The following is a 14830-nucleotide window of genomic DNA, read 5'->3' as shown; positions in this document are numbered from 1 at the left end:
TCAGCGGCGGCCGAACAGCTTTTCGATGTCGGCCAGCGACAGGGCGACCCAGGTCGGGCGGCCATGGTTGCACTGATCGGAATGGGGCGTCGCCTCCATCTCGCGCAGAAGGGCGTTCATCTCTTCGCCCGTCAGGCGCCGTCCCGAGCGCACCGAGCCATGGCAGGCCATGCGCGAGAGCACCGCGTCGATGCGCGCGCGCACGGCGCGGGCGTCGCCCATCTCGGCCAGCTCGTCCGCCACGTCGCGCACCAGGGCGCGGGCGTCGACCTGCCCAAGGGCGGCGGGCGTCTCGCGCACGCAGACGGCGCCGGGGCCGAAGGGCTCGACCGCAAGCCCGGCCTCGGCCAGCTGCTCGGCGGCGTCGAGCACGCGCTCGGCGTCTTCGGGCGACAGCTCTACCACCTCGGGGATCAGCAGCGCCTGGCGCGGCACGGCGCGCTCGGCCATCTGGCGCTTGAGACGCTCGTAGACCAGGCGCTCATGGGCCGCGTGCTGATCGACGATCACGATGCCGTTGCGGGTCTGGGCCAGGATGTAGTTCTCGTGAAACTGCGCGCGAGCCACGCCCAGGGGCAGATCCTCGGCGGCCTCGGCGTCGGGGGCGGGGGGCTCGACGCGGGCCGACCAGCCCGGCGCGGTCTCCTGGGCGAAGGCGGCGGGGGCCTCGGCGAAGGCCGCGGCGGCGTCGCCCTGGGCGGCGGGCGCCTGCGCCTGCCAGGCGCGCGCCAGAAGCCCCGCCGAGGGGCGCGGGCGCGCGTAGTCGCCCTGATAGGCGGGGTGGGGCGCGCCGGTCTCGGGGCGGAAGGCGCCCAGCGCCGCCGTCGAGATCGTGGTGCTCGAGCGCCGCCCGGCCTCGGCCAGCGCATGGCGCAGCGCCGAGACGATCAGCCCCCGCGCCACGCCCGGCTCGCGGAAACGCACCTCGGTCTTGGCCGGGTGCACGTTCACGTCCACGCGCTCGGGCGGGCAGTCGAGGAACAGCACGGCGGCGGGGTGGCGGTCGCGGCCGAGCAGGTCGGAATAGGCCGCGCGCAGCGCCCCCGCCAGCAGCTTGTCGCGCACGGGGCGGCCGTTGACGAACAGGTGCTGCGCCGCCGCAGACCCGCGCGAGAAGGTGGGCAGGGCGGCGAAGCCGGTCAGGCGCAGCCCCTCGCGCTCGGCCTCGATGGGCAGGGCGTTCTGCGCGAATTCGGCGCCCAGAACCTGGCTCAGCCGGGCCAGCCGGGCGTCGAACAGGTCGCCCTGCTCGGGATCGGCGCGGAACATCAGCCGCCCCTCCTGCTCCGGGCCGGCGGCGCGCAGGGTGAAGCCGACCTCGGGCGCGGCCATGGCCAGCTTCTTGACGGTTTCCGAGATCGCCTGAAGCTCGGCGCGGTCCGTGCGCAGGAACTTCAGCCGCGCCGGCGTGGCGAAGAACAGGTCGCGCACCTCGACCGTGGTTCCGGGCGGGTGGGCGGCGGGCTGCGGCCGCCCGATCTCGCCCGCCACGCAGACGATCCGCCAGGCCTCGTCCGCCCCCGCCGCGCGGCTGGTCAGCGTCAGTCGCGCCACCGCGCCGATCGAGGGCAGGGCCTCGCCGCGGAAGCCGAAGCTGGAGATGTTCAGAAGGTCCGAGCCGTCGATCTTGGAGGTCGCGTGCCGCTCGAGCGCCAGCGCCAGCTCGTCCTGCGCGATGCCGTGTCCGTCGTCGTGCACGCGGATCAGCGTCTTGCCGCCGTCGGCGACGCTGACCTCGATGCGCCGCGCGCCGGCGTCGAGCGCGTTCTCGACCAGCTCCTTCACCGCCGAGGCGGGGCGCTCGACCACCTCGCCCGCGGCGATTCGGTTCTGGGCGGCCTCATCCAGCAGGCGGATGCGGCGGCGGGGCATGATGTTGTGGCTTGGCGCGTTCATGCCCCAAGGGATAGCATGGCGCGGCGGTCTTGGAAATGGCCGCCGCGCCCCTGGCTCAGCGTTCGGCGTCGGTGAAGCCGGGGATGGGCGGGCCGGGGGGCAGCCCCTCGGGGCGGCCGACGACCACCGTGCGCAGCCGCTCGGGATGCAGCAGGCGGGCGGCGACGCGGCGGATGTCGTCGAGCGTGACCGCCTCGATCAAGGCGTTGCGCCGGCGCAGATAGCCGGGGTCGAAGCCTTCGCGCATCAACCCGGCCAGCTGACCCGCGATCTTGGCGTTGGTGTCGAAGCGCAGCGGGTAGGCGCCGGTGAGATAGCGCTTGGCGGCTTCCAGCTCTTCGGCCGTGGCGCCTTCGCGGGCCATGCGCGCCCATTCGGCGCGGATCACCTCCAGCGCCTCGGCCATGCGCGCATTGTCCGAGGCCAGCCCCGCCATGATCAGCCCCGCCCGCCGGTAGGGAGCCAGGTAGGAATAGACGCCATAGGTCAGGCCGCGCTTCTCGCGCACCTCGCGCATCAGCCGCGACGAGAAGCCCCCGCCGCCGAGGATGTGGTTCATCACATAGGCGGGGATGAAGTCGGGGTCCGAGCGCAGCAGCCCCTCATGGCCCAGCACGGCGCGCGACTGGGGCGTGTCGAGCGGCACGACCGTGGTTCCGCGCTGCCGGGCCGGGCGCGCGGGCGGCGGGGGCGTCCAGGGGTCGTCGGGCAGCGCGCCCAGAAGCCGGTCCAGCAGCGGCCCCAGCGTCTGGGCGTCGATGTCGCCGACCACGCCGACCGCCAGCCGCGAGCGGTTGAGCGCGCGCCGCCGCGCCGCGCGCAGATCCTCGGGGCCGATGCGCGCGACGGCGGCCTCGTCGCCCTCGACGGGGCGGCCGTAGGGATCGCCTGGGAACATGGCCGCGCTCCAGGCCATGGCGGCCAGCGAGTCGGGGTCGGTGCGCGCGCTGCGCAGGCCCGACAGGATGCCGGCGCGCACGCGCTCGACGGCGTCGGGGTCGAAGCGCGGCTCGGTCAGCGCCAGGCGCAGCAGATTGACGCTTTCATCGAGGTTCTCGGTCAGCATCCGCGCCGAGACCGTGAACGAGTCGCGCCCGGCCGAGAAGCCCGCGCGCAGCGCCAGCGTCTCGGCCTTGCGGGCGAAGGCGGCGGCGTCCAGATCGCCCGCCCCTTCGGACAGCATCGCGGCCAGGAAATTCGCCGCGCCGGGCAGCTCGTCGGGGTCGCGCAGCGCGCCGCCCTCGAAGATGATCTCGAACGCGACCATGGGCAGGGCGGGTTCGCGCACCAGCCAGGCGCGAATCCCGCCGGGCGAGACCACCTCCTGCACCTCGGCGGCGGCGCGGGCGGGGGCGGGGGCGGCGGCCAGGAAGGCCAGCGCGCCCAGCGCGGCAAGGCAAAGGCGGATCATTGGGCGGCTCCTGATTCGACAAGCGGCCGGGCCGCGGGCGCGTCCTCGGGCGGGGCGGCGCCGACGGGCGCGGCGGCATCTTCGGCGCCGGTCAGCCAGCCGGTGACCGAGCGGCGCTTGTCGAACAGCGCGCGCGCCGCCTCCATCACATCCTCGGCGTCGACGGCGGCGATGGCGTCGGGCCAGCTGCGGATCTGCTCCAGCGTCAGCCCGGCGGCCAGCCCCGCGCCATACATCTGCGCCATGGCCTGCTGGCTGTCCTGCGCATAGATCAGATCGGCGCGCGCGCCGGCCTTGACGCGGGCCAGCTCTTCGTCGCTCGGGCCGTCCGAGGCCAGAAAATCGGCGATCACCCGATCCATGGCCGCCTCGACCTCGGCCAGGCTGCGGCCGGGGCGCGGGGCGGCGTAAAGCGTGAAGGCGCCCGGATCGCGTCGGTCGGCCTCGTACCAGGCGCCGACGCCCACCGCCAGGTCCGAGCCGATGGTCAGCGCCTGCTGAAGCCGCGCCGCCGGGCCGCCGCCCAGGATCTCGGCCAGCACCGCCAGGGCGGCGGCGCGCGCCTGATCCTGCCGCCTGGCCGGCGCCAGGTAGCTGCGCACCACATAGGGCTGGCGCACGCGCGCATCGGCGTATTCGATGCGCCGCGCGGCCAGCTGCCGCGGCTCTTGCGGGCGCGCCCGCTCGGGCGGATGCGAGGGCGCGAGGGGGCCGTAATGCTTGCGGGCAAGGCGCTCGACCTCGGCGGGGTCGACGTCGCCCGCGACGACCAGGATGGCGTTGTCGGGCGCATACCAGGTCCGGTAGAAGGCCAGCGCATCGTCGCGCGTCAGCGCCGCGACCTCGTGCCGCCAGCCGATGACGGGAATGCCGTAGGGGTGGTTGAGGTAAAGCGCCGCCCCGCGCTGCTCGGAGAACAGCGCGAAGGGGTCGCTGTCGGTGCGCTGGCTGCGCTCTTCCAGAACCACGTCGCGCTCGGTGCGCACCTGCTCTTCGCTCAGGCGCAGGTTGCGCATGCGGTCGGCCTCCATCTCCATCGCCAGCTCGAGCCGGTCGGCGGCGAGCCGCTGGAAATAGGCCGTGTAGTCGTAGCTGGTGAAGGCGTTGTCCTGCCCGCCATTGGCCGCGATGATGCGCGAGAACGCCGCGTCGGGGATCTTGTCGGTGCCCTTGAACATCAGGTGCTCGAGGAAATGCGCGATCCCCGACTTGCCGCGCGGCTCGTCCGCGGCGCCGACGCGATACCAGACCATGTGCGTGACCACCGGCGCGCGGTGATCCTCGATCACCACGCCCTGCATGCCGTTCTCAAGCGCGAAGGTCGTGACGCGCGGCGCGGCGGCGACGGGCGGCGCGGCCAGCGCCAGGGCGACGAGGGGCGCAAGGCGCGTCAGCGTCCGGCGAAGGAAAGAGGGCATGGGCGAGCTCCTTGAACGGACCTTGAGCCGAAGCCGCCGCCGCCCGAGCGGTCCGGCGCGCGGCGCAGGGGGGCAGCTTAGCCCGCGCGCGCGTGCAGGCAAGGGGCCCGGCGGGCGGGCGCGGCAAAGGGTCCGCGACAAGGACGCCGCGCGATCCAGGCGCCGCGCCGGCCGCGCAATGGTCCTGGGGGCCGTCCTGGCCGTTGCGCGCCTGGGGTCGGCGCCGGCCGGGCCGGCGCGCCCGTTCGGACGCGGGGCCTTCGGCGGGTCAGAGGATCTCGCCCAGGATCCACTCGTTGCTGGGCTGCTCCGGGGCGGGCGGCGGCGCCGAGGGCGTCGGCGCGCCCAGCTCGAGCAGGCGTTCGGCCTCGGCGCGCGGGTCCAGCACCGGGCTGTCGCCGCCGATCTCGTAATCGGGGACCGGGATGCCGAACAGGCTCGACAGCCCGTAGGGCGAGCGGCGGTTGCGCTCGGGCGCCTCGAGCTGGCGGCGGATGTCGGCCGGCGCCTCGTTCGCGCCGGCCCGGTCGAGCAGCGTCAGCTCGCCCGTGCTGGGGGCGGCGGCCGGGTCGGGCGTCGCGCCCACGCCGCCCAGCGCCGCGCGCGCCTCGGCCAGCGGGTCGGGATCCAGCGGGCTGGGCGCGCCGGGGCGCGGCTCGGGCAGCGCGTTCAGGTCGGGCGGCAGGCGCAGGGGCTTGCGCGGATAGACGTTGAAGGCGTCGGGCGAGCTGAGCTTGATGCCGAGCGCCTCGCCCAGGTCCGTGCGCCCGCCGCAGCCTGCGGCCAGCGCCGCGACGGCGGCCACGAGGCAAAGGCGGAGCGGGCGGCGCAGCCTGGCGGAACGGAGTTCGGACATGTCTCGTGCACCCTCAGCCGCGGCGCGAAGGCCGCTCTACGCGGCCTGCTTGTCAGAACCTTCGCGCAGGATCAAGCCGGCCGCCCCCACAAATATGAAAATGTCCGCGGGATTGAAAGCGTAAGGATTGCGCAGCCCGCAGCAGCTCATGTTCAGGAAATCCACCACCGCGCCATACAGGACCCGGTCGAGCGCGTTGCTCAGCGCGCCGCCGATCATCAGCCCGGCCGCGGCGGCGCGCGTCCCGTCGCGCATGCCGCGCGCCCACCAGGCCAGCCCCGCGCTGAGCGCCAGCGCCAGCCCCGCCCACACCCAGCGCGAGACGCCGTCGCCCAGGCCGAAATTCACGCCCCGGTTCCACGCCATGACCAGGTTGAGCCAGGGCGGCAGAACCTCGACCGCCCGGCGCGCGGGCAGGTCGAGCCAGTCGAGCACCCACCACTTGCTCAGGCGGTCGATGGCGAAGGCCAGAAGGGCTGCGGCGGTCGCGGCGGCGGAGGAGGAAGGCATTGCTCGGCGTCTTGTCCCTGCGTTCAGCCGCCGAAGCCCTGGCGGAAAACCTGCGTGCGGTCGAGCGGCCCCAGACCCTCTTCCGCGCAGCGGCCGTAGAAGGCTTCCGAGACGCTGCGCTCGTAGTCGAACAGCGGCGCATCGCGCGGGTCGGGCGGCGTCGGATGCATGCCCCGATACCCCGTCGCGTCGATCTCGGCAAGCTTTGCGCGCAGCTCGGCGCAGGTCATCTCGGCGGCGGGGCGCAGCTCGATGCGCCGGCCTTCGGCGGTGACGAAGGGGCCGGCCTGCGCCGTCGCGGCGCCGGCCAGCAGCGATTGGGCCAGGATCAGCGCCGCCCGCACGGCGGGCGGGATGCGGCTTGGGGTCATGACGCCTCGCAGGGCCCCGAAGGGCGGGTTGCACATGTCCTAGACGATCACGGCGCCATGTTCAAATTTTGGCGCGGGCATGGCGCGAAAGGGCGCGGGGGCGCATGCGCATTGCCACGGCGCGCGGGGCGGTTAGGATGCCCGGGGGCCGCACCGGGCGGCGCAATACGGCGGGATCGAAGAGACATGGCGAAGTTCAGGGCCCTTGCGGCGGCGGCGGTGGCGATGGCGGCGTTCGGCGCGGGCGCGAAGTTCGGTCCGGGCGCCGCGCAGGCGCAGACGGCGCATGGCCTGTCGGGCGCCTATCTGGCCGCGCGCCATGCCGAGCGGCTGAACGACCTCGAGGCGGCGGCGCGCTACTACGTCGCGGCCATGGCGCACGATCCCGGCAATCAGGATCTGCGCGTCAAGGCGGTCACCTATCTCGCGGCGGCGGGCCGGTTGCGCGACGCGGCGCTTGCGGCCGAAGAGCTGCTGCGCGCGCGCCCGGGCGATCGGCTGGCGGTCACCGTGCTGACGGCCGAGGCCTTTCGCGACGGCGACTACGACGCCGCCGCCGAGCTCTTGCGCGGCGAAGGCGCGCGGGCCTTTCCCTCCTTGCTGAGGGCGCTGCTGCTGGGCTGGGCCGAGACGGGCCGCGGCCGCGACGAGGACGCGCGCGCAGCCTTCGCCGAGCTGGGCGAGTCGGGGCCGACGGCGCGGCTGGGGCTTTATCACGCGGGGCTGGCGCGGCTGGTGCGCGGCGATGCGGCCGGCGCGCTCGAGGCGTTTTCGCGCGCCGCGGCCGATGCGGCGCAGGACGACGCCCCGCTTTCGGGCAATGTCGAGCGCGCCCGCGCCGCCGCGCTGGCCGCCCTGGGGCGTCTTGACGAGGCGCGCGCGCTCATCGCGCAGGCCGCCGAGGACGGGCGCCTGCCGCAGGCGATGGCGCAGGCCGACCTCGCCCGGCTCGACAAGGCCGAGGCGCCGGCGCTTGGAGTGAGCGACGCGCGCCAGGGCGCGGCCGAGGCGCTTCTGGCCGCCGCGGCGGTCCTGGCGGGCTCGGAAGCCGGGGCGCGCGCGGCGGGCGGGTTCCTTTACGCGCGCCTTGCGGTCGAGCTCGACCCGCTCAACGAACAGGCGCGGCTTCTGGCGGCGGACGTCCTGTCCTCGATGAACCGGCACGAGATGGCGGCCGAGATGCTGGCGGGAATCCCGCGGCGCTCGCCCAACTTCACGCAGGCCGAGATCCTGCGCGCCAACGCCCTGGCGCGCACGGGCCGCGTCGAAGAGGCGCTGACGGCGCTGCGCCGCCTGACCGAGGACCGCCCGGACGAGCTGTCGGCGCATCTGGCGCTGGGCGGCCTCTTGCGCATGCAAAAGCGCTTCGCCGAGGCGGCCGAGGCCTATTCGCGCGCCATCGCCCTGATCGACGCGCCCGAGCCGCGCCACTGGAGCCTGTTCTACGAGCGCGGCATCGCCTACGAGCGCTCGGGCCAGTGGGACAAGGCCGAGGCCGATTTCCTGCGCGCGCTCGAGCTGCAGCCCGACCAACCGCTGGTGCTGAACTATCTGGGCTACTCGTGGGTCGAGATGGGCCGCAACATCGAGCGCGCCCGCGAGATGATCGAAAAGGCGGTCGAGCTGCGCCCGGACGACGGCTTCATCACCGACTCGCTGGGCTGGGTGCTGTATCGCCTGGGCAAATACGAAGAGGCCGTGCCCGTGCTTGAACGCGCGGTCGAGCTCGAACCCAGCGACCCCATCCTCAACGACCATTTCGGCGACGCGCTTTGGATGGTGGGGCGCAAGCTCGAGGCGCGGTTCCAGTGGAAGCGCGCCCTGTCCCTCGGCCCCGAGGAGAAGGACGCAGAGCGCATCCGCAAGAAGCTGGCGCGCGGCCTCGACGCCGTGCTGGCCGAGGAGCGCGCGGCGCAGGAGGGCGCGGCCAAGTGACGCCCGCCCCGATCCGCGAAGAGGCGCCCGCCAAGGTCAACCTGCACCTGCATGTGCTGGGGCGGCGGGCCGACGGGATGCATCTGCTCGACAGCCTGGCGGTCTTTCCCGCCATCGGCGATTCGCTCGGCGCCGCGCCCGCCGGCGCCGGCGCGGATGCGCCCGTCGCCCTTGCGGTCGAGGGGCCCTTCGCCGGCGCCCTGCCGCCGGCGGAAGACAATCTGGTCCTGCGCGCCGCCCGGATGCTGCGCGCGCAGGCGCGGGCGGCGGGGCGCGATCCGGGCGGCGCCGCGCTGCGGCTGACCAAGCGCCTGCCGCCGGCCTCGGGGGTGGGCGGCGGCTCGTCCGACGCGGCGGCGGCGCTGCGGGCGTTGAACGCGCTGTGGGCGCTGGGGCTGGATGACGAGGCCTTGCGCCGCCTTGGCGCGCGGCTGGGCGCGGACGTGCCGGTCTGCATCCGGCCGGGCGCCTGGCTGATGCGCGGCGTGGGCGAGGCGCTGACGCCCGCGCGGATCCCGGCGGGGCTGTGGATCGCGCTGGTCAATCCCGGCGTGCCGGTTCCCACCGCCGCGGTCTTCGCCGCGCTCGAGCGGCGCGACGGCGCGCCGGCCGCGCCCTTGCCGCCGCCCGAGGCGGGCATCGGCCCCTTCGCGCAGTGGCTGCGCGCCCAGCGCAACGATCTTCAGCCGGCGGCGCTGCGCGTGGCGCCCGAGATCGCGGCGCCGCTCGAGATGCTCGCCGCCGCGCCGGGGGCGCTGGCCGCGCGCATGTCGGGCAGCGGCGCCACCTGCTTCGCACTGTTCGACGCCCCGGGCCCCGCGCGCGCGGCGGCCGCGGCGGCGCGTGCGCGCGGATGGTGGGCCGAGGCGGGGGCGCTGTCCTGAACGCCGTTCCGGCCGCGCGGCGCGGCGCTCAGCGCACCCGCGAGACCACGAAATCGGCGATGCCGTCCAGCGCCGCGCGCAGCTCCGAGGGCGGGAAGGCCTCGAGCGCGGCGCGCGCCCGCGCGGCCCGCTCGCGCGCCGCCTCGGCGCTGCGCTCGAGCGCGCGGGCGGCGCGCATGCGCGCGACGGCCTCCTCCAGATCGCCGGGCCCTTGCGCGCGCTTCTCGATGACGCGGCGCCAGAAGGCCATGCCGGCCTCGTCCTCGGCGGCGATGGCGTAAAGCACCGGCAGCGTCACCTTCCCCTCGCGGAAGTCGTCGCCGACATTCTTGCCCAGCGTTTCGGACACGCCGCCATAGTCCAGCACGTCGTCGACGATCTGGAAGGCCATGCCAAGCTCCTCGCCATAGATGCGCAGGGCTTCGACCTGGCGCTCGGGCGCGTCGGCGATCACGCCGCCCACCTGCGCGGCCGCGGCGAAGAGCGCGGCCGTCTTGCCGTGGATCATGGTCAGATAGGTGGCCTCGGTCACGCTCAGATCGTTGGCCGTGGACAGCTGCAGCACCTCGCCCTCGGCGATCACGGCCGAGGCGTTGGCCAGGATGTCGAGCACGCGCAGGCTGCCCGTCTCGACCATCAGCTGGAACGAGCGCGAGAACAGGTAGTCGCCGACCAGCACGCTCGACTTGTTGTCCCACAGAAGGTTCGCCGTCGGGCGCCCGCGCCGCTTGTCGCTTTCGTCCACCACGTCGTCATGCAGCAGCGTCGCGGTGTGGATGAACTCGACCGTCGCGGCCAGCTTGACGTGATCCTCTCCGCCATAGCCGCACAGGCGCGCGGCGGCCAGGGTCAGCATGGGGCGCAGCCGCTTGCCGCCCGCCTCGACCAGATGGGCGGTGACCTCGGGGATCCGCGGCGCGTGCTCGGATTCCATCCGCGCGCGGATCATGGCGTTGACGGCGGCCAGATCGCCCGCCACCAGGGCGCTCAAGGTCTCGAAGGGGCCTGACGCGGTCACCTTGGCATACTCCCGAACGAAGGCCGGCGCTCGACGGCGGGTCGGCCCGGCGGTAGAAGATCGGCATGGACGAACTGCTTCGCACCAACGACCCGGCGCTGATGGCCTTCGCCACGGCGCTTCTGCGCGCCGAGGGTATAGACTGCTTCGAATTGGACGTCCATACGAGCGTCCTCGAGGGGTCGCTGGGCATCCTGCCGCGCCGCCTTGCGGTGGCGCGCCGCGACGGGTTTCGCGCGCGCGCGATCCTGCGCGAGAACGGCCTGGGCGACGAGCTGACGGGCGCCGGCGCATGACCGGCGAGGCCGCGTTCGAGGTGACCGAGGACCTGCTGCTGGGCGGGCGCGTGCGCCTCGCGCAGCCGCGCGGCGGCTATCGCGCGGCGACAGATCCGGTGCTGCTGGCCGCGGCGTGCCCCGCGCGGCCCGGCGAGCGGGTCCTGGACCTGGGCTGCGGCGTCGGGGCGGCGGCGCTGTGCCTGCATGCGCGCGCGCCGGGGGTCGAGCTGCACGGGCTCGAGCTGCAGCCCGCCTATGCCGCCCTGGCGCGGCGCAACGCGGCGCGCAACGGCGCGGCGCTGACGGTGCATGAGGGCGACGTGCTGCGCATGCCCGAGGCGCTGCGGGCGCTGCAATTCGACCACGTCATCGCCAATCCGCCCTGGTTCGCGCATGGCGCGGCCTCGGAGGCGGCCGATCCGGGGCGCGACGCGGCCCATCGCGAAGGGGGCGCCGCGCTCGAGGACTGGATCGACGCGGCGCTGCGCAGGCTGCGCCCGCGCGGGCGGCTGACGCTCATCCACCGGGCCGAAAGGCTGCCGCGTCTGCTGGCGGCGCTCGAGGGGCGGGCCGGAGACATGCGCGTGCTGCCGCTGGCGGGGCGCGGGGGCCGCCCGGCCAAGCGCGTCATCGTCGCCGCGCGCAAGGGCGCGCGCGGCCCCTTCGCGCTGCTGGCGCCCTTCGTGCTGCATGCCGGCCCCCGGCACGAACGCGACGCCGACGATTTCTCGGCCGAGGCGGCGCGGGTGTTGCGCGACGCGGCGCCCCTGCCGCTCGACCCCGGCCCCGAGCGAGGCGGCGCGCGCAACATCTGATCCATGCGGCCCGCCCCCGGGCCGGCCCCGAAGGAGCAAGACCAATGACCCTGCCCATTCCCAACGCGATCGCCGCCATGGCGCCCGAGCTGACCGAGTGGCGGCGCGACCTGCACATGCATCCCGAGCTGGCCTACGAGGAATCGCGCACCGCCCGCGTGGTGGCCGAGCGCCTGCGCGCCTTCGGCTTCGACGAGGTGCATGAGGGCGTCGGCCGCACCGGCGTGGTCGGCATCCTGCACGGCGCCGACGGGCCGGCCGCGGACGCGTCGCGGCGAATCCTTCTGCGCGCCGACATGGACGCCTTGCCCATGGACGAGGCCACCGGGTTGCCCTGGGCCTCGCGCCATGCGGGGCGCATGCATGCCTGCGGCCATGACGGCCACACCGCCATGCTGCTGGGCGCGGCGCGGCGGCTTGCGCAGACGCGGGCGTTCTCGGGCACGATCGTGTTCTGCTTCCAGCCGGCCGAGGAAGGGGGCGCCGGCGCCGAGGCGATGATCGCCGACGGGCTGCTGGACCGCTGGCCCGTGCGCGCGGCCTTCGGCCTGCACAACGACCCCCAGACCGCCGAGGGCGCCTTCGCCACCGCGCCGGGGCCGGTTCTGGCCTATGCCGACCAGTTCCGCATCCGCATCCGCGGCAAGGGCGGTCATGCGGCGCATCCCGACATGGCGCGCGACCCGCTCATGGCGGGCGTGCAGCTGGTCTCGGCCTTCCAGACCATCATCAGCCGCCGGCGCGATCCGATGCAGCCCGCCGTGCTGTCGGTGACGCGGTTCCACGCCGGTTCGGCCACGAACGTCATCGCCGACGAGGCCGAGCTGGGCGGCACCGTGCGCGCCTTCGACGATTCGGTCGCCCGCATGATCATCGACCAGATGCGCGCCCAGTGCCGCCTGATCGGCGAGGCGATGGGCGTCGAGATCGAGGCCGAGCTCGGCCTCGACGCGTATCCGGCGCTGGTCAACGACCCCGAGGCGACCGCCTTCGCCGCGGACATATGCCAGGAGCTGGTCGGCGCCGAACGCGTCAACCGCGCCGCGCGCCCCTCTCTGGGCGGCGAGGATTTCGCCTTCATCGCCCGCCGCGTGCCGGCCGCCTTCGTCTTCATCGGCAACGGCCCGAGCGCGCCGCTGCACCACCCGGCCTATGACTTCAACGACCAGATCCTGCCCCTGGGCGTGGCCTGGTGGTCGCGTCTGGCCGAACGGGCGCTGCCCCGGGCCGAGGCCGGGGGGTGAGCGTTTTTGCTCAGGTTGCAAAAAATCGTGAGCGAATGCCTTTTCGTGATGGGTGACAGGCGCGCCGCGCGGTGCTTAGATCATGGGGCGGACCAACCCAGAAAAGGAGACGCCGATGAGTCTGGATGCGCATCTCGCCCAACTTCGCAAGAAGCATGAGGCGCTCTCGCGGCTTATCGAGGCCGAACAGCGCAGCCCCGCCGCCGACGACCTCGAAATCGGCAAGCTCAAGAAGCAGAAGCTCCGCATCAAGGAGGAGATCGAGCGGCTCTCGCCCACGCGCCACTGAGCGCGGCGCGAGCCGCGGACCATGGGCCGGCCCAGGCGCCGGCCCGCCTGGCCCGGCGCCCGCGCGGCCCGGGCCTTTTGCGTGCGCGCCCCCGGCCCGGCGCCCGCGCCCTGTCTCCAGGCCCTGTCTCAGCGCCGGCGCGAACCCATCGCCGCCAGCGCCGCGCCGCCCGCGATCAGCGCCGCCGCCAGCAAAAGGCGCGGCGTCAGCTCGGCCAGCCCCGCCGCCGCCAGCGCCAGCGTCGAGGCCAGCGGCGCCGCATAGGCGGCGACGCCTAGCAGCTGGATGTCGCCGCGCTTGACCCCCACATCCCAGGCGTGAAAGGCCAGCCCCAGCGGCCCAAGCCCAAGCCCGACCGTCGCCGCCCATTGCACGGCGTCCTGCGGCCACACCGTGCGCTCGAGCGCCAGATGGCACAGCGCGCTCAGCGCCGCGCCCGCCAGGCAAAAGCCCGTCACCGCGTCGGTGGGCACATGGCCCGCCACGCGGCTGAGCACCGAATAGCCCGACCAGATCAGCGCGCAGGCCCCCGCCGCGGCGAAGCCCGCGGCGTGCTCGGGCGCAAAGCGCAGCGTCCCGCCCTGCGAGATGATCAGCGCCGCGCCGGCCAGCGCCGTCGCCGCGCCGGCCAGATGCGCGGCGCGCAGCCGCTCGCCGGGCAGAAGCCCCGAGAACAGCACGATCAGCAGCGGCCACAAATAGGCGATCAGCCCGGCCTCGGCCGCCGGCGCATTGCGCAGCGCCGTGAAGTAGAAGAAGTGATAGCCGAATATGCCGCCGATCCCCAGCGCCAGCGCCGCCGGCCTTTGCCGCAGCGCCGCCAGCGGATCGCCCCCGCGCAGCGCGCTCAGCGCCGCGCCCGCCGCGCCGCCGATGGCCAGGCACATGGCGGTCAGCTGAAAGGGCGGGACCTGGCCCGACAGCACGGTCAGCAGCGCCAGCGCCGACCACAGCGCCACCGCCAGACCCCCGATCAGGGTGGCGCGCAGCCGCGCCCGCGCCTGCGCGGGATCGGGCGCCGCGGCGGCCGTCGGTGCAGGCGTTCGAGACATGCGCGGTTCCTCCGATCGGGCCTCCGGCCCGGACGCCGCGGAGGTTGGCACGACCGCGCCGCCCTGCGCAAGCGCAAGGGGCCGGCCCTTTCGGACCGGCCCCCGTCCGTCGCCGCGGCGCGGCCTCAGACCATGTACTGGCCGCCATTCGCCGTCATGGTCGCGCCGGTGATGAAGCCGGCGTCGTCCGAGGCCAGGAACACCACGCAGCGCGCGATCTCTTCGGGCTCGCCCAGGCGCCCGACGGGGATCTGCGCGATGATCTGCTCGCGCACCTTCTCGGGCACGGCCATGACCATGTCGGTGGCGATGTAGCCGGGGCAGATCGCGTTCACGGTGATGCCGTAGCGCGCGCCCTCCTGCGCCAGGGCCTTGGTGAAGCCCAGATCGCCCGCCTTGGCGGCCGAGTAGTTGGCCTGCCCGAACTGCCCCTTCTGCCCGTTGATGGACGAGATGTTGATGACGCGGCCGAACTTGCGCTCGCGCAGCGAGGGCCAGAGCGGATGGGTCATGTTGAACAGGCCCGTCAGGTTGGTGTCGATGACCTGCGACCACTGCTCGCGCGTCATCTTGTGGAAGGGCGCGTCGCGGGTGATGCCCGCGTTGTTGACCAGAACGTCGATCGGGCCCAGCTCGGCCTCGACGCGGGCGATGCCCTCCTTGCAGGCGTCGTAGTCGGCGACCGACCACTTGTAGGTCTTGATGCCGGTCTCGGCGGTGAACTTGGCGGCGGCCTCGTCATTGCCGGCGTAGTTGGCGGCGACGACGTAGCCCGCATTCTTGAGCGCGACCGAAATCGCGGCGCCGATGCCGCGGGTTCCCCCGGTGACAAGTGCGACTCGTGCCATGGCGT

At 74.2% G+C, this 14830-nt stretch carries 15 protein-coding genes; 6 read left to right on the top strand and 9 right to left on the bottom strand.

The genetic code is table 11. The features are described 5' to 3' along the window. From mutL to BMW67_RS11340, 6 genes are all read right to left on the bottom strand, one after another. Positions 1-1896 (bottom strand): DNA mismatch repair endonuclease MutL, encoded by a 1896-nt coding sequence (gene mutL / locus BMW67_RS11365; RefSeq protein ID WP_072747669.1) that lies wholly within the window; start codon positions 1894-1896, stop codon positions 1-3. Between the two features lie 55 nt (positions 1897-1951). Then, a complete protein-coding gene (locus tag BMW67_RS11360; protein ID WP_072747668.1) occupies positions 1952-3307 on the bottom strand; it encodes a M16 family metallopeptidase in 1356 nt (451 codons plus the stop codon). Further along, the gene (locus BMW67_RS11355) at positions 3304-4725 is read right to left on the bottom strand and encodes a M16 family metallopeptidase (RefSeq protein ID WP_083581390.1); all 1422 of its coding nucleotides are present in this window, start codon (positions 4723-4725) and stop codon (positions 3304-3306) included. Before BMW67_RS11355 ends, BMW67_RS11360 begins: the two co-directional genes overlap by 4 nt. A gap of 268 nt (positions 4726-4993) precedes the next feature. Then, positions 4994-5581, bottom strand: coding sequence for a DUF3035 domain-containing protein (locus BMW67_RS11350; RefSeq protein WP_072747667.1), 588 nt, complete (start codon positions 5579-5581; stop codon positions 4994-4996). A 36-nt stretch (positions 5582-5617) separates the two neighbouring features. Continuing rightward, on the bottom strand, positions 5618-6091 hold the full coding sequence (gene lspA, locus BMW67_RS11345; protein ID WP_072747666.1) for a signal peptidase II: 474 nt from the start codon (positions 6089-6091) through the stop codon (positions 5618-5620). A 23-nt stretch (positions 6092-6114) separates the two neighbouring features. Next, a complete protein-coding gene (locus tag BMW67_RS11340; protein WP_125459035.1) occupies positions 6115-6462 on the bottom strand; it encodes a hypothetical protein in 348 nt (115 codons plus the stop codon). Between the two features lie 186 nt (positions 6463-6648). On the opposite strand from BMW67_RS11340, the gene BMW67_RS11335 reads away from it, so the two are divergent. Both BMW67_RS11335 and BMW67_RS11330 read left to right on the top strand, forming a co-directional pair. After that, a complete protein-coding gene (locus BMW67_RS11335; RefSeq protein WP_072747664.1) occupies positions 6649-8397 on the top strand; it encodes a tetratricopeptide repeat protein in 1749 nt (582 codons plus the stop codon). Then, the gene (locus BMW67_RS11330) at positions 8394-9281 is read left to right on the top strand and encodes a 4-(cytidine 5'-diphospho)-2-C-methyl-D-erythritol kinase (RefSeq protein ID WP_245728514.1); all 888 of its coding nucleotides are present in this window, start codon (positions 8394-8396) and stop codon (positions 9279-9281) included. Before BMW67_RS11335 ends, BMW67_RS11330 begins: the two co-directional genes overlap by 4 nt. Before the next feature lie 28 nt (positions 9282-9309). Here the strand turns inward: BMW67_RS11330 and BMW67_RS11325 are convergent, their stop codons facing one another. Further along, entirely contained in the window at positions 9310-10299 is a 990-nt protein-coding gene (locus BMW67_RS11325; RefSeq protein ID WP_072747663.1) for a polyprenyl synthetase family protein, read from the bottom strand. Positions 10300-10364: 65 nt separating this feature from the next. Between BMW67_RS11325 and BMW67_RS11320 the strand changes: the two genes are divergently transcribed. The 4 genes from BMW67_RS11320 (at position 10365) to BMW67_RS11305 (ending at position 12925) form a co-directional block, all read left to right on the top strand. Continuing rightward, positions 10365-10595 (top strand): putative signal transducing protein, encoded by a 231-nt coding sequence (locus tag BMW67_RS11320; RefSeq protein ID WP_072747662.1) that lies wholly within the window; start codon positions 10365-10367, stop codon positions 10593-10595. Further along, positions 10592-11392 (top strand): tRNA1(Val) (adenine(37)-N6)-methyltransferase, encoded by an 801-nt coding sequence (locus BMW67_RS11315; protein ID WP_072747661.1) that lies wholly within the window; start codon positions 10592-10594, stop codon positions 11390-11392. Before BMW67_RS11320 ends, BMW67_RS11315 begins: the two co-directional genes overlap by 4 nt. A gap of 44 nt (positions 11393-11436) precedes the next feature. Continuing rightward, entirely contained in the window at positions 11437-12636 is a 1200-nt protein-coding gene (locus BMW67_RS11310; protein ID WP_342707611.1) for a M20 aminoacylase family protein, read from the top strand. Positions 12637-12751: 115 nt separating this feature from the next. Next, entirely contained in the window at positions 12752-12925 is a 174-nt protein-coding gene (locus tag BMW67_RS11305) for a YdcH family protein (RefSeq protein ID WP_072747660.1), read from the top strand. A 128-nt stretch (positions 12926-13053) separates the two neighbouring features. On the opposite strand, the gene yddG is transcribed toward BMW67_RS11305, so the two are convergent. Both yddG and phbB read right to left on the bottom strand, forming a co-directional pair. Next, positions 13054-13977, bottom strand: a complete 924-nt coding sequence (gene yddG, locus BMW67_RS11300) for an aromatic amino acid exporter YddG (protein ID WP_072747659.1) — start codon at positions 13975-13977, stop codon at positions 13054-13056. A 125-nt stretch (positions 13978-14102) separates the two neighbouring features. Beyond that, a complete protein-coding gene (gene phbB / locus BMW67_RS11295; protein ID WP_072747658.1) occupies positions 14103-14825 on the bottom strand; it encodes a beta-ketoacyl-ACP reductase in 723 nt (240 codons plus the stop codon). Positions 14826-14830: the final 5 nt, after the last annotated feature.

The organism is Oceanicella actignis, from assembly GCF_900111545.1.
Lineage (GTDB): Bacteria > Pseudomonadota > Alphaproteobacteria > Rhodobacterales > Rhodobacteraceae > Oceanicella > Oceanicella actignis.
The sequence above is the reverse complement of the archived record's forward strand: the minus strand, read 5'-3'. Positions and strand labels throughout refer to the sequence as shown.